This is a genomic window from Herminiimonas sp. GW821-FHT09C12, assembly GCF_059416385.1.
The window spans coordinates 1,738,108-1,757,650 of sequence record NZ_JBWKPC010000001.1 but is presented as its reverse complement, the minus strand read 5'-3'; the positions used below and the strand labels follow the sequence as shown (position 1 = coordinate 1,757,650).

The following is a 19,543-nucleotide window of genomic DNA, read 5'->3' as shown; positions in this document are numbered from 1 at the left end:
ACTCTTCAGGATTTCCCAAACACTTCATTCAACTGCTGCGTCACGCGGATGAAGGTCGTACGCTTGGTCAGTTCCTTCAGCTTGTGCGCGCCCACATAAGTACAAGCTGAACGCACACCGCCGAGTATATCTTGCAGCGTATCTGCTACCGCACCACGATACTCCACTAACACTTCCTTGCCTTCTGCCGCTCTATACTCGGCTACGCCACCGGCATATTTCTCCATTGCTGTGCGGCTGCTCATGCCGTAGAAGCGCTTGAATTTTTTGCCATCGCGTTCTATCAAATCACCGGCACATTCATCATGACCGGCCAGCATGCCACCCAACATGACAAAATCCGCACCACCACCAAACGCCTTGGCCAAATCACCAGGTACCGAGCATCCGCCATCAGCACAAATCTGCCCACCCAAGCCATGTGCTGCATCGGCACATTCGATCACTGCAGATAATTGCGGATAACCAACTCCAGTCATCTTGCGTGTAGTGCATACCGAACCTGGACCGATACCAACCTTGACGATATCTGCACCCGCCAGTATCAATTCCTCCGTGATATCGCCCGTCACCACGTTACCGGCCATGATCGTCAGTTGCGGATAAGCCTTGCGTACCTTCTTGACGAAGTTGATAAAGCCTTCGGTATAACCATTTGCCACATCGATGCAAAGATACTCAAGCGTATCGTGGGTACGCGCCATCACGGCGGTAAATTTTTCATATTCAAGCTGGCTGATGCCCATCGAATAAAACGCGCTCGATGCGGCAATGCCCGAAGCCTGCAACGAGAGAAAATACGTCGCTAATTCATCTGCGGAATAGTGTTTGTGCAATGCTGCCGACAAGCTGTAGGAAGCCAGAGCTTGTGCCATCGCCATGGTACCGGTGGTATCCATATTCGATGCAATGATGGGTATACCGCGATAGGTATTGTGCGAATTGCGGAAGATGAATTCGCGATGAATATCGACATCCTGACGCGATGTCAGCGTAGAACGCTTGGGGCGTATCAGCACATCCTTGAAATCCAGCTTTACTGATTCTTCGATATGCATGATGCGCCTCCTGCTGGTCAATCAGCGAGTCAAATCATGTCCTCTCTGATTTTGTCGCTGAAAGTCTTTCTGACTTTGGAAACCTTAGGTGCAACGATGAAGGCGCAATAACCTTGCATCGGATTCTGGCGGAAATAATTCTGATGATAATTCTCAGCCTTGTAATACGTCTCCGCCGGGCTGAGTTCCGTCACGATAGGCGCATCCCACACGTTCGCCATTTCGGCAATGACATGCTTCGCCGTATCTTTCTGTTCCGGTGTGTGGAAATAAATCACTGAACGATATTGCGTACCAACATCGTTACCCTGGCGGTTCAATGTCGTTGGATCGTGGATAGTGAAAAACACTTCGAGAATTTCACGGAAGCTCACCACTGCAGGATCGAATGTCAGGCGCACCACTTCGGCATGGCCGGTCGTGCCCTCACAAATCTGCTCATACTCGGGGTTCTCAATATGACCGCCGGTATAACCAGATTCAACCGCCTTGATGCCTTTAAGCTGCTGAAACACAGCCTCAGTGCACCAAAAACATCCACCACCCAGCGTTGCGATTTCCATTGCCATTCGATTACTCCGTTAGTGTATGCCTATGACTTTAGCGCAAACTATACGACCTGCATACAGAATCGCAGGTAAAACCTCATTCCGGCCATAGTTGATTATTCAGGCCATCCCTTGCTATGCGCTACGATCAGCGGAAAACTATGGTGCCGCCCGCGACCAATGTCGACAGCACCTGTGGCGCAAAAACGTCAGTATCGAACAATGCTGCGACAACCCGGAACTCACCTGCAGAGCCTGTTGCCGTATCGGATGCCAGTTGATACACACTCTTTTGCTCCGACATCAAGACACCTTTGCTGTCGCTTGCAAGGGAAATCAGACTAGGCTGATGCGCATCCTCTTCGACCGGTGGCGTGTGATGGCAGCGCGTTGCAATCAAGGACGACAAGTTAACAATGGCTGGTACTGCAGGTGGCACATCGAATACCACATCATCGTCATGCAATAGAATTTTTACAGGGAATTCACGCAGAATCGCTGCATTGGCTTCTTGCAATGATGCATGCTCCAGAGGCAGCAATTTTGCACCGCAGCGCGCGGTCGCAATGTAGAGCATCAACGCATCCTGATGCCCTAATCCCCAATAGGCAACCGTATCGCCGGCCTGAACGTTCCATTCGCTTTTCAAACGCGCGGTGCCACGTTCTATGCGCGACCAGAATTTGCGATAAGTCACAACGCGCCGACTGGAACGCGAGGCGATCGTAGTCGGTTGCGTCATTGCGCGCTCGCGCAGGATATTAAAAAGATTCATGTTCAAGGTTCTCCGTACGCATGATTTTACGGAAACGTGAGGCCAACAACGAGGCGTTTCTTCATGAAAACTTCTTTTTTCGGCATAATGGATGAAATTTCATGGAACATCGATGTCTACTACTTCTTCACGCAACGCAGTGCCCACATTGGATGCACGTCATTTTCGCGATGCCTTGTCTCAATTTGCCACCGGCGTCACGATAATCACGACGCGCCTGGAAGATGGCAGCTTTCTCGGCTTGACTGCCAGCTCCTTCAATTCCGTCTCGCTGACGCCGCCATTGGTATTGTGGAGTCTCGGACAAACGGCAAAAAGTTTACCTGTCTTCACCGGCAATTCGCACTACGTCATCAACATTCTGTCCGCTGATCAAGCCGCATTGGCAATACAATTTTCCAAGCCTAGCAAGGATCGTTTTGCTGGTGTGGATTTCACCCTGTCACCAACCGGCTTGCCGATTCTATCTGGCGTGGCGGCCTGGTTTGAATGCCATAATCGCAGCCGCTATCCTGAAGGCGATCACGTCATCTTTGTGGGTGAAGTGGAATGTTGCGATGTGCGTGCGCAAGCACCGCTGGTATTTCATGGTGGTCGCTTCCTGTCTGAATAAACTGCATGACGCGTTATCGCGTCTTCAGATCAATCTTGCAACAGCTTCAGCAAAATCCCGGAAGAATCATGCGCGGCGCGGCGCAATCTGTCGTTGACGCCATTCCAGGCGTCTTCGCTCGGTGGCGTCTGCACCACGATCACATCGGCATGTGCACCATCCATCGCACGCAAGGCGGCGTACAAATCATGCGCATAAGATGCTGGTGTGGTGGATAAAGCGATGCTTGCCACCACCGGCAAGTTTGCTGCTCCCGCATATTGCATCAACGCAACGCGTCGGCCATGCGCATGCAATTTTTGCAGCGTCTCAGACAAACGCTCACTATCGACCAGTACAACCGGCGTCGCTGGTGCGTAATGCGATTCCAGCGTGCCGGAAGCGCGTGGTGCGCCTTGATCCGGTAAAGCAGGCAACACGCCGATGACTTCTGCAATCTGTGCTGCACTGATATGTCCTGGACGCAACAAAACCGCATGACCACGCGACATATCAACTATCGTCGATTCAATACCGACTTCGCTTTGTCCACCATCGAGTATGCAAGTCAGAAAACCGTTTTGATCGTTGCCGAATTCATCGCGCACATGTTGCGCGGTAGTTGGACTGACGTGGCCGAATTTATTGGCAGAAGGCGCAGCAACGCCGCCTTTGCCATTCTTGAATGTACGCAACAAGGCTTGCGCCACAGGATGCGATGGGCAACGTAATCCAATCGAATCCTGACCGCCAGCCACAGTATCCGGAATATGCGTAGCGCGTTTGAGTATCAGTGTGAGCGGACCTGGCCAGAATGCAGCGATCAATTTGCGCGCATCGGGTGTAACCGCTTGCGCCCAGTAATCCAGATCAGCTTCCGGTGCGAGATGCACGATGACAGGATGATTGGAGGGGCGACCTTTGGCCGCATAGATATTGGCAACTGCAGCCGGATTCTCTGCATCCGCACCGAGGCCATACACAGTCTCGGTGGGAAAAGCGACCAGCTCGCCCTGCTCCAGCCTGCGTGCTGCATCGTGTATCGCCGGCCAGTCCAGTTGTTCTTCAAGCATGGTGTAACTTCGTCAATTCAACTCAGGCTGCAATGCCGAGTATGTCGCAGGCTTTACACAGATTGGCTTGCGCTTCTTCCAGCGTTGCAGCGACAAAAGTGATGTGCCCCATCTTGCGTGCACGACGGGCTGTGTCTTTGCCATACAGATGCAGGTTCGCACCCGGCAATGCCAGCACTTTATCCCATGCCGGTTCGCGCGCTTCGTCGGAATTGCCTTCAAACCAGATATCACCAAGAATGTTCAACATCGCAGCAGGTGAATGCTGACGCACATCGCCCAAAGGCAAGCGCGCCATCGCACGCGCTTGTTGCGCGAACTGACTGGTGATGCAGGCATCGATGGTGTAGTGACCACTGTTATGTGGACGCGGTGCCATTTCATTGACGACCAGCGAACCGTCGGTCAGTACGAAAAATTCTATGCACAAGACGCCAACATAACCAAGCTGCTCGATCACAGCCAGCGTTGCCGCCTGTGCTTTCTCGGCAGATGCCTTGGTGATGTTCGGGCCTGGCACGGTAGTCGTAAACAAGATGCCGTCACGATGTACGTTTTCTGCAATCGGATACACCACTGCTTTACCGTCCGCGCCACGCGCAGCCAGCACGGAAATTTCATACGCCAGCGGCAGCATTTTTTCCAGCACGCAAGCAACGCCGTTCATGTTGCCGTACGCAGCGTGCAATTCTTCGCGTGTCTTGACGCGAACCTGCCCCTTACCGTCGTAACCCATGCGCACCGTTTTCAGGATGCCTGGCAATAAATCGTCAGACACGGCATCAATATCGGCTGCCGAATTGATTTCCTTGTGCGATGCCGGGAACACGCCCGAAGTCGTTGCGCATTCGATGAAGAAACGTTTTTCCGCCATGCGATCTTGCGCAATCGAGACGCACTCGGCAGATGGTGCAACAAAGGTACGTTCAGCCAAAAAGCCTAAGCTCTTCGCCGATACGTTTTCAAACTCTGTCGTCACTGCAGCACATTGCCCAGCCAACTTCACCAATGCATCGGTATCGGTGTAATCAGCGCAATGCAGGTAATCAGCAGCGTGGCTGGCCGGGCAATCGAGCGCCGGTTCCAATACTGCAACCTTGAAACCCATTTGTTGTGCAGCATGCGCGAACATGCGACCCAACTGGCCGCCGCCCATCACACCCAGCCAGGTGCCAGGTGTTGCGGAAGGATTGATAGGTGAAAATTGATTCTTTTGGCTCATGTCGGCAAGGTCATTTCTACAGCGATTTGCGTTTGTTTGGCGCGGAACTCTTCCAGGCTGGAAGCCAGTTTGTCATCGGTAGTAGCGAGGATGGCAATCGCGGCCAATGCTGCATTCGCCGCACCTGCTTCACCAATGGCAAAAGTCGAGACGGGAATTCCTTTCGGCATTTGCGCGATAGACAGCAGTGAATCTTCACCACGCAGATATTTTGATGGCACAGGCACACCGAGTACAGGCACGATGGTTTTCGCTGCCAACATGCCCGGCAAATGCGCTGCACCGCCGGCACCAGCGATGATCGCGCGCAAGCCGCGTGAACGTGCGGACTCAGCGTAAGCAAACATCTGATCCGGCATGCGATGCGCAGAAATCACTTGAGCTTCATGCGCAATGCCAAATTCCTTCAGGATCGCAACCGCATGTTGCATCACATCCCAATCGGATGAAGAGCCCATCACTACGCCAACCACTGGCTTTGTCGTCAATGCATCTGCCATATCTCAGCCTTTCAGTTCTTCACCGGTCAAACGGGTCAATGCTTCGCGATATTTCGCGCCGGTTTTTTCGATTACATCGGCCGGCAAGTTAGGTGCCGGTGCTGTCTTCTTCCACTCGGTCACTGTTTCCAGATAATCGCGTACGAATTGCTTGTCGAACGATGGTGGCGAGATACCGGTTGCGTATGAGTCGACAGGCCAGAAACGTGAGGAATCGGCAGTCAATACTTCATCCATCAAATGCAGCGTGCCGTCTTTATCAAGACCGAATTCAAACTTGGTATCGGCAATGATGATGCCACGCGTTGCTGCGTAGTCAGCCGCAGTTTTGTACAGCTTGATGCTGACGTCCCGTATCTTGTTCGCCAATTCTTTACCGATGCGTTGTTCCATTTCAGCGAAGGTGATGTTCTCATCATGCTCGCCCATCTCAGCTTTGGCAGCCGGCGTAAAAATCGGCTCAGCCAATTTCTCTGCCTGCTTCAATCCTGCCGGCAATTGCACGCCGCATACTGCACCAGTCGCCTTGTAATCATTCCAGCCGGAACCGATCAAATAACCACGCACAACTGCCTCAACCAAAATTGGTTGCAAGCGCTTCGCGACAACCGCGCGATTCTTTACCTGCGCCACTTCGTCTGGAGCTACTACCGATTCAGGAGCAATACCTGTCAAATGATTCGGCACGATATCTTTCAGTTTCTCGAACCAGAAATCAGACATCTGATTCAGCACCTGGCCTTTGGTCGGAATCGGCTCGTTCATCACCACATCGAATGCGGAAAGACGATCGCTGGTAACGATCAAAATCTTGTCGTCGCCAACCGCATAATTTTCGCGAACCTTGCCGCGACCAAGTAAAGGCAATGAAGTAATAGAGGATTGATACAGACTAGTCATGACGTTTCCATAAATCTGAAACGGCGATTCCAGGAATCGCCGAGGGTTTATTCACTGCTGAATATATTTACTAAATATATTGTTAAATACGACGCTTACTGAATGATTTGCGACAGCTCGCCTTTTTTGTACTTCTCTGCAATTTTTTCCAAAGGCAGTGGCTTGATCTTGGCAGCTTGACCTTCGCAACCGAATGCCAGGAAGCGCGCTTTACATACTTGCTTGGCCGCTTCTTTTGCTGGCTTCAGGTAATCGCGTGGATCAAACTTGGATGGATTCTCGATCAGGTAACGACGAATCGCACCGGTCATCGCCAGACGGATATCGGTATCGATATTGATCTTGCGCACGCCGTTCTTGATGCCTTCTTGAATTTCTTCTACTGGCACGCCATAGGTTTCTTTCATGTCGCCGCCAAATTCACGGATTTCCGCCAGCAATTCTTGCGGTACCGAAGAAGAACCGTGCATCACCAAATGGGTATTAGGAATACGGGTGTGAATTTCACGAATACGCTCGATAGCCAAGATGTCGCCTGTTGGCTTCTTGGTGAATTTATATGCGCCATGCGAAGTACCGATTGCGATTGCCAATGCATCGCATTGTGTTTTCTTGACGAAGTCTGCTGCCTGCTCGACGTCAGTCAACAATTGTTCACGGGTCATTTTGCCGTCAGCGCCGTGACCGTCTTCCTTGTCACCCATCATGGTTTCCAGCGAACCGAGTACGCCCAGCTCTGCTTCTACTGTGACGCCAATCGCGTGCGAGAACTCGACGACCTTGCGTGAAACTTCGACGTTGTATTCGTAGCTGGCCACCGATTTGCCATCTTCATTCAAGGAACCGTCCATCATCACCGAGGTGAAGCCGGAGCGTATGGCTGCCATACAAACTGCCGGCGACTGGCCGTGATCCTGATGCATAACGACTGGAATGTGCGGATAAGCTTCAACTGCTGCTTCAATCAAATGACGCAAGAAAGGTTCGCCCGCATATTTACGTGCGCCTGCGGATGCTTGCATGATTACCGGTGCGCCGACTTCATGCGCCGCTTCCATGATGGCTGTAACCTGTTCAAGATTGTTGACGTTGAACGCAGGCAGACCGTAGCCGTTTTCGGCTGCGTGGTCGAGTAATTGACGCATGGATACGAGAGGCATGGTAATTCTCCAAAACAGTAATGAGGGTTTATCGAACAGATGATGCTTGCAAAGCCGAGCGTTTGTTCCACATCAGCCATGCAACATTCATCGTCACAACAAATTAATTTTTAAAACAAAACTTCTTGCTGGGAAGACTTCTACATTCCCGCATTAGTCTCTGGCGCGTTGCTCCAGAATTTCAACAGCCGGCAAGGTTTTTCCTTCGAGGAATTCAAGGAAAGCACCACCACCGGTCGAGATATAACCAATCTTGTCTGCAATATCGTACTTGGCAATCGCAGCCAGCGTATCGCCACCGCCAGCCACCGAGAAACCTTTGGATTCGGCAATTGCCAAGGCCAATATTTTGGTACCGTTGGCAAATTGATCGAACTCAAACACACCAACCGGGCCATTCCACACGATGGTGCCAGCTTGTGCAATTTGCTTCGCCAAAATTGCCGATGTCTTCGGACCGATATCCAGAATCATGTCATCGTCAGCCACATCAGCGACATCCTTGACCGTTGCAACTGCAGTCGGCGAAAACTCCTTCGCGCACACTACATCAACTGGAATCGGTACCGATGCGCCTCGCTTGGCCATCATATCGATGATCGTCTTGGCATCGCCAACCAAATCCGCTTCTGCCAGCGATTTGCCGATTTTCAAACCAGCAGCCAGCATGAAGGTATTCGCGATACCACCACCAACGATCAAATTATCAACCTGGCTGGCCAGCGTTTTCAAAATAGTCAGCTTGGTCGAGACCTTGGAACCGGCAACGATCGCGACCAGCGGACTGGCCGGCTCACCCAATGCTTTGCCCAATGCATCCAACTCGGCTGCCAGCAAAGGGCCAGCGCAGGCAATCGCCGCGTATTTTGCAATGCCGTGCGTAGTCGCTTCAGCACGATGCGCAGTACCGAACGCATCATTGACGTAGACATCGCATAAGGCAGCAATCTTTTTAGCCAGCGTGTCGTCGTTCTTTTTCTCGCCTTTATTAACGCGGCAGTTTTCCAGCAAGACAACCTGACCCGGCGCAACATCCACGCCATCGATCCAGTTTTGCTTCAACTCAACAGGCTGACCCAGCAACTCTGCCAAACGTTGCGCAACTGGCGCCAACGTATCGGCAGGCTTGAACTCACCTTCGACAGGACGTCCCAGATGCGACGTCACCATGACGGCAGCACCTGCTTGCAACGCTTGTTGAATAGCCGGCACCGAAGCGCGTATGCGCGTGTCTTCGGTAATATTGCCCTCGCTGTCTTGCGGTACATTGAGATCGGCACGGATAAATACGCGCTTGTCCTTCAGTTCATTACGCGCGATCAAATCGCTCAATCTTTTAAATTGCATGTGCTCGTAAATTGGAGGGTTTAAAGAAAGACCGCTATTTTACCGCACCAGATGGCTCAAAAACCTTGGTTTCATGCCAATGTTCCGGCTCAAGAAAGCCGAAAGGTCAGATAAAAGCGGAAATAACGATCTGTGTCGAGGAATATTGCCGCGTTGCAGCAAATCCATCTGTTAGAAGCACTGCATCCGAATTGATTCAATTTTTACAATAAATTTATTCTTTTCGGCCTATGACTACGCATAACCGTTGTCGCGACGCATATAAAAACGACATTATTTCAGCGACTATTCTCAATGTTGGTTTTTCCTGATTAGCCGAATCCGTTAAAATCGTGGTCTTGCTCAATTTACTGGAGATCCCGAAATGTCGATGTCTGATCGCGACGGCAAAATTTGGAAAGACGGCCAACTCATAGACTGGCGCGATGCAACCATCCATGTCCTGACGCACTCGCTGCATTACGGTATGGGCGTGTTTGAAGGCGTACGCGCTTACAAGACCGCACAAGGCACCGCCATCTTCCGTCTGCGCGAACATACAGAACGACTCTTCAATTCAGCCAAGATCTTCCAGCTGAAGATCCCTTTTGATCTCGAAACCGTCATGCAAGCGCAACTGCAAGTCGTCCGCGAGAACAAGCTGGAAAGCTGCTATCTCCGCCCATTGGTCTGGATCGGGGACGAAAAACTCGGCATCTCCGCCAAGGGCAACAAAATTCATATCGCCATCGCCGCTTGGCCATGGGGCGCTTATCTAGGCGAAGACGGTCTGAACAAAGGCATACGCGTCAAAACCTCGTCATTCAGCCGTCATCACGTCAACGTATCCTTGGTACGCGCTAAAGCATCCGGCTATTACATCAATTCCATCCTCGCCAATCAGGAAGCGCTGACTGACGGCTACGATGAAGCATTGTTGCTGGACACCGACGGTTACGTCTCGGAAGGCTCAGGCGAAAACGTATTCATCGTCAAGAACGGCAAAGTGTACACACCGGACCTGGCATCTTGCCTCGACGGCATTACCCGCGACGCGGTGCTGACCATGGCGCGTGACCTCGGCATCGAAGTCATTGAAAAACGTATTACCCGCGACGAGATGTATTGCTGTGACGAAGCCTTTTTCACCGGTACGGCAGCAGAAATCACGCCTATCCGCGAACTTGATAACCGTCAGATCGGCGACGGCAAACGCGGTCCGGTTACAACCAGACTGCAATCCCTGTTTTTCGACGTGGTCGCAGGCAAGGCACCGCAATACAGCCACTGGCTGACGATCGTCTAAAAGCGTGTGATCAAAACGGCGCGATTATTTGCTATACGACCGCGCCAGTTCACACGATATGCACTATATTTGCAGCACACTAGAATCAAGCATCAAGACAATAACCAGCAATTCGGAGAATTAAATGACTGACGCAACACACGCCGTAGCCGCAATCGAACTCGACGGTAAAGATTTACCAGCTTACTGCCCTAATCCAGCCATGCCTGCATGGAGCTCGCATCCACGCGTGTTCCTCGAGTTTTCCCACGGTGGCGAAGCAAAATGTCCGTACTGCGGCACCCTCTATCGCTTGAAGCCAGGCGCAGCTGCGCACGGCCACTAAAACCAAATTCCATCATGCCTAAAACCCGCAAACAGTTCGGTACAGCAGACGATATTGAAGTCGCGTTGTATGACGCCATAGGCCGTGCCGATCTGGATGCATTGATGGCATTGTGGGCAGACGATGAAGAAATCGTCTGCATCCATCCCGACGGCACGCGATTGATCGGCTATGCCGCGATCCGTGCCTCGTGGGAAGAAATTTTTACGCGCGGCGGTGTACATATCCGTCCGACGCAATTGCATATATCGCAGAACACGATGAATGCCGTGCACAATCTGATCGAAACAGTGAATACGACAGATGCACAACGCGATATCCATATCATCGCAACCAATGTCTACGTCAAAACGCCGCTTGGTTGGCGCATCGTCTTGCACCATGCGTCGATTGCACCAGGCAAACCACGCGCAGAGCTGGCCACCCCCAGCACCGTATTGCATTGAGCGCACACTGCGCAACGCCGAATTTATTCGGTCACTCAATTCGACAGCGTATTCTGCCAACTCACCCACATCCTATTTAAGCCGCAGTCACTTCCCCCTGACAATATGCGCAGCTTGATATTTCCGCACACACCTATTCCAGATTCAACAGGACTATCGCACCGATGATCTATCCCGCTCCATGCTGGTTACCCGGCGGCCATCTGCAAACCATCTATCCCGCGAAATGTATAACCAAACCGGAGGTTACCTACCGGCGCGAACGATGGGATACGCCGGATGGTGATTTCATCGATCTCGATTTTGTCGATGGCAAGAAAGACTTGCCATTCATCGTCCTGTTCCATGGTCTGGAAGGTTCATCCGATAGCCATTACGCACGTGCATTGATGGCACACATTGCAACGTTGGGTTGGTCGGGTACTGTTGTTCATTTCCGCGGCTGCTCTGGTGAGTTGAATCGCGCACCACGCTTTTATCATTCGGGCGATGCTCCAGAGATCGACTGGGTTTTGCAACGGCTGGTACCTTATGCACGCGAACGAGGCGCAGGGAAATTTTATGCGACTGGCGTATCTCTCGGCGGCAATGCGCTTCTACGCTGGCTGGGCGAATCACAACATCATGCGGAAATCGTTGACGCTGCCTGCGCTGTTTCTGCCCCACTCGATTTGACCGGCGGTGGCACTGCCTTGTCACGCGGCTTCAACATGATTTACACGCGTATATTCCTGGAAACATTGAAACCAAAATGTCTGGCCAAGCTGGCGCAATTTCCCGACTTGTTCAATCGTGATGCGATGATGCAAGCACGTGACTTGTACGCTTTCGACAATATCGTCACTGCACCTTTACATGGTTATCTGAATACCGAAGATTACTGGCGTCGCGCCAGCGCCAAATACGTACTCAATGACATCACGGTGCCGACCTTGGTATTGAATGCACGCAACGATCCTTTTTTACCTGCACAATATTTACCAAACAAAGCGTCCAGCAAGGTAACTCTGGAATATCCTGACCACGGCGGTCATGTCGGTTTTGCCGTTGGCTCAATACCGGGTAAATTGAACTGGTTACCACAACGCATGGTCAGATTTCTTGAAGGCGTTGGCGCTTAACAGCGCAAAGGACACGACATGGATGCGATCGTCGCGCAAGCATTAGCGAAATGGCCGAACGTACCGCACTGCTACGGCTGGCTGGCACTCGACGCGCGCGGCAACTGGCGCATGCGCAACGAACATGCGCAACAGAACAATCTACCTGGTGACAAGATTGTCCATCTCGCTTTAATCGGCTTCATCAATCGCAACTACGCATGTGATGAACAAGGTCGCTGGTATTTTCAGAATGGCCCGCAACGCGTTTATGTCGATCTGGAAGTCACACCTTATATTGCTCATACTGAACCGGTACATGGCTTTGTATTACAGACCGGTCAGCGCTTGCTGAATATTGAAGCAGCCTACTTGAGCGATCAGGGAAGATTGTTTTTGCAAGATGATGACGGAATCGCATTGCTAGACGATAGGGACATGGCGCAATGTCTGCCGCAACTGCGTTTGAATGATACCGTCATCGAAGATGAGCAGTTATTGGCATGGCTGGAACAAGGTGGCACCAACGGTCATTTGACGTTGCATTATGCCGATAAAAAAATATCCGTCAATTACATTGACGATGCAGTCGTCAGCGAACAATTCCACTTCGTACAATTGCCGCGTCCACCAGCCTGATTTGTACTTGCCAGCTATCTTCTTGTGATAAAAATATACTGGAGAATCAGCCTTCTTTCTCTAGTCGTATTTCTTCCAAACGTTGTGCTTTCATTTCCCGTTCGCGTGCATCTATGATCGATAGCTCATAAAACGATGCATCCGGTGCCTTGCGCGCAATCGATAACTGATCAAGCGCCGCCGGCAAACTACCATTCAAGGCGTACGATTCTGCTAGTGCAATATGTTGCTGCGCCTGCATTTTAAGCGCGGCATAGACCTTGGCCAAGCGATCATATAGATCCGGCTCATGTCGATACATCTGCGCCTGATCACGTAAATAAGCCACGGCATCGTCATACTGCCCGGCAGCAAACAAGGCATCGGCGTATTGATGTGCAATCCCGCGCGACAAGGGGAATTGATTGTGTGCTACGTCTGCTTCAGCTACTGCCTCTTTAAACTGATGCGCCGCCAATTTGATATCTATCGCCAAACTCGCCAACACTGCACTCGTTGCCGTAGGCGCTCCGTTTTTCAATGCCGCACGTGCTTCATTGAGCAAGGTTTGCGCTTTGGCAGGATGACCTTGTTTCAGCGCGACAAAAGCCAAACCATACTTGCCTGCAACGATTGCCGGACGTGTCTTTATTTGTAACTGACGCTCAAAACTCGCCGCTGCATCCAGCGCGCCCTGATGGCTAGGATCCTGCAACACTTTGACACGCGCCTGTATAAGTCTGAAGTCCAGGCTATCAGCATGCTGTCTGTAACGCTGATCCCGCGTGCGTGCCTGAATATCGGCTATCCTTTCGCTCGTCATCGGATGCGAACGCAAATAAGGCGGTGCCGTATCGCTATAAGCGCGACTGGCTTGCTGCAAACGACCGAAGAAATTGATCATGCCCGTTGTCTCGAAGCCCGCTTCGCTCATGATATCCAGACCAACACGATCAGCTTCACGCTCTGCATCGCGACTGAAGTTAAGTCGTCGCTGCAATGCCAATCCTTGCCCGCCCATAATCATGGCCATACCGGCATCCGGGCTGGAACTAATTGCCAGCGCACCCAATACCATCGCTGCCAGCGGAATCAACATATCCTGCTTTTGCTTACCCAACATACGCGCGATATGCCGCTGCGCCACGTGACCGATTTCATGCGCCATCACCGATGCCAACTCTGACTCATTCTGTGCCGCCAACACCAAGGCCGAATGCACACCGATAAAACCACCCGGCAATGCAAACGCATTCAACATCGGATCGCGCACCGCGAAAAAGAAGAAGTCGTATTGTGTCTCACCACGTGCTTCCGGCCGCACAGCCAGCAAGCTAGCACCCAGATTATTCAGATACTCCTGCAAAGGCGCATCATCCAGATAATCGCGGTTGCGCTTGATATCACGCATGATCTGCTCGCCAAGCTTGCGCTCCATCAACGGCGACAACTCTTCCCGCTCGGTATCACCCAAGCTAGGCAAGGATTGTGCAATCGCCAACGATGGCGCAACCATCGACGGCAATGTGCAAACCGTCAACAAAGCCGCCATCGCTAACGCCCGTAGCGAAAATCGTGGCATGTAAATAGTAAGAGAGAGAATGGATTTCAGTTTCACGATGCTATGATACCTGCTCATTGCAATCGTTCCCCCATAGCCATCTGCTCTACCACATCATCATGACTGCACACAAAGACAAGACCGTAAGTACAAACGCCAACGATGGCCTGACCCATTTCGACGCCACTGGCCAGGCACATATGGTCGATGTCGGCAGCAAAGACGAAACCCATCGCATCGCGATTGCCAGCGGCCTCATCCGCATGAAACCGGAAACGCTAGCGATCATCACATCCGGCACCGCAAAAAAAGGTGACGTACTAGGCATCGCCCGCATCGCCGCCATCATGGCTGCAAAACGCACCAGCGATTTGATCCCTTTATGCCATCCGCTGGCATTGACGCGTGTCACGGTTGATTTTGCAGTGAATGAAGCACAATCCAGTGTGGGCTGCACTGCACAGGTTGAAACATTTGGTAAAACTGGTGTGGAGATGGAAGCGCTTACTGCTGTGCAAATCGGGTTATTGACGATTTACGATATGTGCAAGGCAGTTGATCGTGGGATGGTAATGAGCGACATTCGAGTTGAGGAAAAGCATGGTGGGAAATCGGGGAGCTGGTCAACCACAGATGGCAGCCTCAGCACCTCATAAAATCCTCTACTCAATCAAGGCAAGCGCTAGCACCAAACGCTTGCTTGCCTTGGCTTTGCACCACCTTATTCTTCTCCATATCTTCCAGTTTCAGCTTCGCAACGCGATTCCCCATTGCCATACTGGCAGCAAACGCTTGCTTAGCTTCAATCAAGCAACCACGGCGTTCAAAAATCAAACCACGTACGTATTGAACAGAATTATCCTTGGTATTCAATGACGCGACATGGTCAAGATCCGACATCGATTCCGAGTAGCGTTCCAAGGCATAGTTCGCCAAAGCGCGATTGTAATAAGCCTGATTAACTTTGGGACTCAACTGAATCGTACGAGAAAAATCAGCAATCGCATCCTCGTATTTTTTTTCACGCATATACGCCAGTCCGCGATTATAAAAAATCCGGTCGCTGCCAACGAGAGTAGGCGACTCAAGTTTCGCTGCAGCATCCTTCCAGACATTGGCCTCTGTTGACAGGCTGGTCAGCCTATCCCTTGCCAATAAGAAAAAAACGACGAAGAGTGGAATTGCTGCCATCAGCAACCAACGACGCGGCATTCGTGCGCATACAGCCACCAACATCATTGCGTAACCAGGTGCCCACAGATAACTGCGATATAAAACAAATGGTTCCTGAAAACGTACTGCAACCAACTCTGTCATAAACAAGAACCAGGAATACAGAAAGCCACAGCAAAAAAGCGCGACCAAGCCTTTCTTACGTAGAAAATAAAACGCAATAAACGGCGACAAGAAAAAAAGAAATGCTTTCGGGAATATCCACCAAGAAGACCAAATATGCACGAAGTCAAATCGCATATCAGCTGAAAGAAAGCGCACATCCGGCGCGATCCAGAATGCCAGATAATCAAAAAAGAAACCTGCTTGCAAAATGATGCTAACCAGCCACTCACCATGCGATTGCGCCATTACTGCAATGCTTTGCATCTGTGGCAACATTGCCGCTGCATCAGGCTCATAGCTGCTCGCGACGATATGTTTAGTCGCCAACAAAACTGTCAGAGCTGCGGGCAAGCAAAGCACCAAATACAGAGTCATGCGCTTAAAATGCGTGCGCCAGTTTCCTTCATATAGCGCCACCAATGGCAAGGCAGCCAATGGCAACATGATTGCGTGTTCTTTAGAAAATACTGCCAGTGAATAAAACAAGGCAGCAGTGATTACATCTATCGTTCTATTTTTGGCAAAGGCGCGACGATAAAACCAAAGGGAGAGAAGCGAGAAAAGTGTTGCGAAGAGAATCGTGCGTTGTGCCAAATAGCCCGCACCATATACGGCGATGGGATTAAATAGAAACCACACACTACAAACGAGCGCAATAATTTGATTGTGAAAATTATGCTGGAAATTTTCTGACGTCTGATCATTCAGCTTCGGTATCACTACATCCTTGAGAAACAAGCCTGCCAAGATGTATATGAAATATGAACAGACTATATGTAGAAGCAAACTAAAAATACGATTGGCCTCAATATTTCCAACTAATACCTGGACGAGTCCTAATGTGAAATATGGAAACTGACGCGGCTGCAATGAAAAAGGAACTTGGGCATAGTCATAGACAGATAACCCCGCAAAGAAGCTCCGGTCATCAAAAACAACGGAATTACTTAAAAATGGGAGATACAGAAGACTCGCAGCAGTGGCAATCGACAAAAAAACAATAAAAAATAAGAAAAGTCGGCGATATGGATATGTATTCATATTTCCAAAATGGAAATCAGATAGAAAAAATAACGCCCGCAGCGCGGGCGTTATTTTTTAAGTCAGCAGCTATCTTAGCAGCCCACAACTTTCTTCAAATTATTGAGATCTTTACCTGTCGTAGTGTAGCTGCAAGCAACGCCCCAAGTCACGGCAGAATTACCGACAGTAGGAGTATATGTCACCGTCGTAGTATCGTAAGGAGAGCCGATTCCTTGCAAAGTAGCTACGATTGCACCTGTTGCAACAGTTACCGTAATACCGGACACCTCGGTCGTACCAGTTGGGGCACCAGCAAGACCCAATGAGTCCCATCCATTCGCAGGAATTAATGCAACGCCGTTATTTTCTTGTGCAAACATTGCAACGGCTGTTTTTACAGGTTCGACTGCGACATTAACTTTAGCTAATTTCGCGCGAGTCACATAATCCTGATACTGAGGAATTGCCACCGCCGCCAAAATACCAATAATCGCCACAACGATCATCAATTCGATCAGCGTAAAACCGCTTTGTGCTTTCTTCATCATCTTCATCGATTTCATTTATTTCTCCTGTTTGGGAATAAAGGCAGCTTTTCCACCCTGCTTGTCATACAGCAATCGGTGTGCCAGCTCAAATCAGGCTAAAAACGGAGATTTTCCGCATAGATTTAACCAAAAGTAACAATTTTGGTTATAGGGCAGCCAATTTTTGTCACATTGAATGAAAATTTTGTCTTACAAATGCTGTTCCTGAATACGAAAAATTTTCTGATATGACAATTCTTAGTCATCAACCAAAAACATCATTTCAGTGTCCGCCAGACTAATCCGATCACCGCTCACCAGCGACTGAGTCAATACACCTATCGAAATACCGTTAACAACGGGATAAACCTCGCCTTCAACATGCGTCAGGCTGTGGCCTTGTTCGCTACTGGCTAATACCGCGACATGCAATCCCGGACGACCGATGGTCGTTAATGCCTTGGTCAGCGCAATTTCCTTTCCTGCACCGAACCCACTCAAAATTCTAATTGCAGCCCTGTTCGTTGTGACTGTCATATCTCTTTGTGATGGCACCGTAATCTGCTCCATATCGCCCAACCCTTCTTCAGCGATACCGGTAGAAGCAGATGATGTTATTACGCTCGACACAGTCTCTTCCGAGCAATATTGAAGGGTATACGTTGCGAGCTCAATCAAGTCTCTATCTTGCAGCAGATGTTTTTTTATTGGCTGACCGTTGAGCTGGCTACCGTTCGTACTTTCCAAGTCTTCGAAATGAGATTCGTCGGAGCTAGTAACGATCACTGCATGTTCGGCACTAATACCAGGCGCATCTATCACGATGTCGTTGTATGTTCTGCGCCCAATAGTTGTGCGCTCTTTCGAAAGGGGAAACGTCTGTAACGCCACACCGTCTTTCGCCAAAATAATCGTGGCCATACTCTCTTCCAACATCCTTTCCAGCTTCAAACGGGAATGCAACTCACACTAATCGCAAAACAACGTTAGGAATCTAATCAAACATCTATCTATAAAAATATCAATACTGCCAATAATCACAACTTGAATCTGACGGCAAGTCGCCCCCACAAACCCAACGGCGCAGGTGAACTTGATTCTATCTTCGCCAAAATTACTGAAATATTATCGCGCCCACCGTTGTTGTTTGCTGCTTGCACAAGCGAGCTGCATAATAAATCCAGATCTGTATCATTATCATCAAGCATCGCAGCCATCTGCTCACCTGCCAACATATCGGACAGACCATCCGAACACAGCAGGTAAACATCCCCATCCTCAATCGGATAATCATTCACTTCCACATCGATTTGTGACGCGACACCTAAGGCACGCGTAATCAAATTCTTGTTTGGTGCAAAACGCGCCCACTCAGGACTTACCAATCCGGCATCGATCTGTTCCTGCAATTGCGAATGGTCGCGGGTGAGCTGCGTCAACACACCCTGCCGAAACCGATACGCACGCGAATCGCCAACATGTGCCAGCACCACTTTATCGTGATGGAATAACGCGGCAACCAAGGTCGTTCCCATGCCGCTGAATTGCGGTTGAGCACGTGCGACCTCTAATATTTGCGCATTAGCGGAAGCAACTGACTCAACCAGCAAGCGCTGTAAAGTTTTACTACTTGCCGCACGTCCTTTTGTCTGCAACTGCAGCAAGTGTTGTTCCAGCGTCGATCTGAACATGGCCGTGGCGATACCGCTTGCGACTTCACCAGCGTTGTAACCACCCATGCCATCTGCCAATACTGCAATTTGGTAATCTGCACTGACTTCAATTGCATCTTCATTATGCGAACGCACCAATCCCGTATCGGTTTTGGCGGAAAATTGAAGCGCGACGGAAGACGTCATAGAAGATGAGGGGTGAACTGTAGTGTCAGATGACGTCGGAAACAGGAATTTTTCTAGTTCTAGTGAGCAGGATCATGTGTGAGATTATCCCTCAGCCTGTCCCAAACATTTCATTTCAGATACAAATCATATCTGCTTTCCTTACATAAACCCTAGCTTCCACGGCTGCTTGTCTCTTTTTCTCAAAAAATACACGCAGCAAGAAACAACGAGTATCGGAAAAATAGTATGCATTTGTGACGCAAAGATCCACTTGGTCGCCAAGCATGGAGCCGACCTTTATAAT

Annotated in this window: 21 protein-coding genes; 7 read left to right on the top strand and 14 right to left on the bottom strand. The window is 50.2% G+C overall.

The features are described from left to right. Positions 1 to 5 precede the first annotated feature (5 nt). The 3 genes from AC07N2_RS08395 to AC07N2_RS08385 form a co-directional block, all read right to left on the bottom strand. Complete coding sequence (locus AC07N2_RS08395; protein ID WP_494777825.1) at positions 6 to 1,058, bottom strand: GMP reductase; 1,053 nt, start codon at positions 1,056 to 1,058, stop codon at positions 6 to 8. A 29-nt stretch (positions 1,059 to 1,087) separates the two neighbouring features. After that, a complete protein-coding gene (msrA, locus tag AC07N2_RS08390; protein ID WP_494777824.1) occupies positions 1,088 to 1,627 on the bottom strand; it encodes a peptide-methionine (S)-S-oxide reductase MsrA in 540 nt (179 codons plus the stop codon). 127 nt (positions 1,628 to 1,754) lie between these two features. After that, positions 1,755 to 2,381, bottom strand: coding sequence for an AMP-binding protein (locus AC07N2_RS08385; RefSeq protein WP_494777823.1), 627 nt, complete (start codon positions 2,379 to 2,381; stop codon positions 1,755 to 1,757). 112 nt (positions 2,382 to 2,493) lie between these two features. Here AC07N2_RS08385 and AC07N2_RS08380 point away from each other — a divergent pair, with 112 nt between their 5' ends. Continuing rightward, on the top strand, positions 2,494 to 2,994 hold the full coding sequence (locus AC07N2_RS08380) for a flavin reductase family protein (protein ID WP_494777822.1): 501 nt from the start codon (positions 2,494 to 2,496) through the stop codon (positions 2,992 to 2,994). Between the two features lie 29 nt (positions 2,995 to 3,023). Here the strand turns inward: AC07N2_RS08380 and AC07N2_RS08375 are convergent, their stop codons facing one another. From AC07N2_RS08375 to AC07N2_RS08350, 6 genes are all read right to left on the bottom strand, one after another. Then, positions 3,024 to 4,046: an L-threonylcarbamoyladenylate synthase gene (locus tag AC07N2_RS08375; protein ID WP_494777821.1), complete on the bottom strand. Its 1,023-nt coding sequence runs from the start codon at positions 4,044 to 4,046 to the stop codon at positions 3,024 to 3,026. A 22-nt stretch (positions 4,047 to 4,068) separates the two neighbouring features. Beyond that, positions 4,069 to 5,268: a 5-(carboxyamino)imidazole ribonucleotide synthase gene (locus tag AC07N2_RS08370; RefSeq protein WP_494777820.1), complete on the bottom strand. Its 1,200-nt coding sequence runs from the start codon at positions 5,266 to 5,268 to the stop codon at positions 4,069 to 4,071. Beyond that, the gene (gene purE / locus AC07N2_RS08365) at positions 5,265 to 5,768 is read right to left on the bottom strand and encodes a 5-(carboxyamino)imidazole ribonucleotide mutase (RefSeq protein ID WP_494777819.1); all 504 of its coding nucleotides are present in this window, start codon (positions 5,766 to 5,768) and stop codon (positions 5,265 to 5,267) included. Before purE ends, AC07N2_RS08370 begins: the two co-directional genes overlap by 4 nt. Positions 5,769 to 5,771: 3 nt before the next feature. Beyond that, the gene (locus tag AC07N2_RS08360; protein WP_494777818.1) at positions 5,772 to 6,668 is read right to left on the bottom strand and encodes a phosphoribosylaminoimidazolesuccinocarboxamide synthase; all 897 of its coding nucleotides are present in this window, start codon (positions 6,666 to 6,668) and stop codon (positions 5,772 to 5,774) included. 95 nt (positions 6,669 to 6,763) lie between these two features. Further along, on the bottom strand, positions 6,764 to 7,828 hold the full coding sequence (gene fba / locus AC07N2_RS08355) for a class II fructose-bisphosphate aldolase (protein WP_076593502.1): 1,065 nt from the start codon (positions 7,826 to 7,828) through the stop codon (positions 6,764 to 6,766). A 153-nt stretch (positions 7,829 to 7,981) separates the two neighbouring features. Then, entirely contained in the window at positions 7,982 to 9,175 is a 1,194-nt protein-coding gene (locus AC07N2_RS08350; protein WP_494777817.1) for a phosphoglycerate kinase, read from the bottom strand. Positions 9,176 to 9,539: 364 nt separating this feature from the next. Here AC07N2_RS08350 and AC07N2_RS08345 point away from each other — a divergent pair, with 364 nt between their 5' ends. The 5 genes from AC07N2_RS08345 (at position 9,540) to AC07N2_RS08325 (ending at position 12,970) form a co-directional block, all read left to right on the top strand. Beyond that, on the top strand, positions 9,540 to 10,460 hold the full coding sequence (locus AC07N2_RS08345) for a branched-chain amino acid transaminase (RefSeq protein WP_494777816.1): 921 nt from the start codon (positions 9,540 to 9,542) through the stop codon (positions 10,458 to 10,460). Positions 10,461 to 10,584: 124 nt separating this feature from the next. Beyond that, positions 10,585 to 10,785 carry a zinc-finger domain-containing protein gene (locus AC07N2_RS08340; RefSeq protein ID WP_494777815.1) on the top strand — a complete coding sequence of 67 codons (201 nt, stop codon included), beginning with the start codon at positions 10,585 to 10,587 and terminating at the stop codon, positions 10,783 to 10,785. Positions 10,786 to 10,799: 14 nt separating this feature from the next. Further along, the gene (locus tag AC07N2_RS08335) at positions 10,800 to 11,231 is read left to right on the top strand and encodes a YybH family protein (protein WP_494777814.1); all 432 of its coding nucleotides are present in this window, start codon (positions 10,800 to 10,802) and stop codon (positions 11,229 to 11,231) included. 164 nt (positions 11,232 to 11,395) lie between these two features. Next, positions 11,396 to 12,352 carry a YheT family hydrolase gene (locus AC07N2_RS08330; protein ID WP_494777813.1) on the top strand — a complete coding sequence of 319 codons (957 nt, stop codon included), beginning with the start codon at positions 11,396 to 11,398 and terminating at the stop codon, positions 12,350 to 12,352. Between the two features lie 18 nt (positions 12,353 to 12,370). Continuing rightward, a complete protein-coding gene (locus AC07N2_RS08325) occupies positions 12,371 to 12,970 on the top strand; it encodes a DUF2946 family protein (protein ID WP_494777812.1) in 600 nt (199 codons plus the stop codon). Between the two features lie 46 nt (positions 12,971 to 13,016). Here the strand turns inward: AC07N2_RS08325 and AC07N2_RS08320 are convergent, their stop codons facing one another. Continuing rightward, on the bottom strand, positions 13,017 to 14,531 hold the full coding sequence (locus AC07N2_RS08320) for a M48 family metalloprotease (RefSeq protein ID WP_494777811.1): 1,515 nt from the start codon (positions 14,529 to 14,531) through the stop codon (positions 13,017 to 13,019). A gap of 98 nt (positions 14,532 to 14,629) precedes the next feature. On the opposite strand from AC07N2_RS08320, the gene moaC reads away from it, so the two are divergent. Continuing rightward, positions 14,630 to 15,166, top strand: a complete 537-nt coding sequence (gene moaC / locus AC07N2_RS08315) for a cyclic pyranopterin monophosphate synthase MoaC (RefSeq protein WP_494777810.1) — start codon at positions 14,630 to 14,632, stop codon at positions 15,164 to 15,166. Positions 15,167 to 15,176: 10 nt separating this feature from the next. Here the strand turns inward: moaC and AC07N2_RS08310 are convergent, their stop codons facing one another. The 4 genes from AC07N2_RS08310 to AC07N2_RS08295 form a co-directional block, all read right to left on the bottom strand. After that, entirely contained in the window at positions 15,177 to 16,889 is a 1,713-nt protein-coding gene (locus AC07N2_RS08310; protein ID WP_494777809.1) for a tetratricopeptide repeat protein, read from the bottom strand. Positions 16,890 to 16,963: 74 nt separating this feature from the next. Beyond that, the gene (locus AC07N2_RS08305) at positions 16,964 to 17,434 is read right to left on the bottom strand and encodes a pilin (protein WP_494777808.1); all 471 of its coding nucleotides are present in this window, start codon (positions 17,432 to 17,434) and stop codon (positions 16,964 to 16,966) included. Between the two features lie 222 nt (positions 17,435 to 17,656). Continuing rightward, the gene (locus AC07N2_RS08300; protein ID WP_494777807.1) at positions 17,657 to 18,319 is read right to left on the bottom strand and encodes an FHA domain-containing protein; all 663 of its coding nucleotides are present in this window, start codon (positions 18,317 to 18,319) and stop codon (positions 17,657 to 17,659) included. Between the two features lie 116 nt (positions 18,320 to 18,435). Then, on the bottom strand, positions 18,436 to 19,257 hold the full coding sequence (locus tag AC07N2_RS08295) for a Stp1/IreP family PP2C-type Ser/Thr phosphatase (protein ID WP_494777806.1): 822 nt from the start codon (positions 19,255 to 19,257) through the stop codon (positions 18,436 to 18,438). Positions 19,258 to 19,543: the final 286 nt, after the last annotated feature.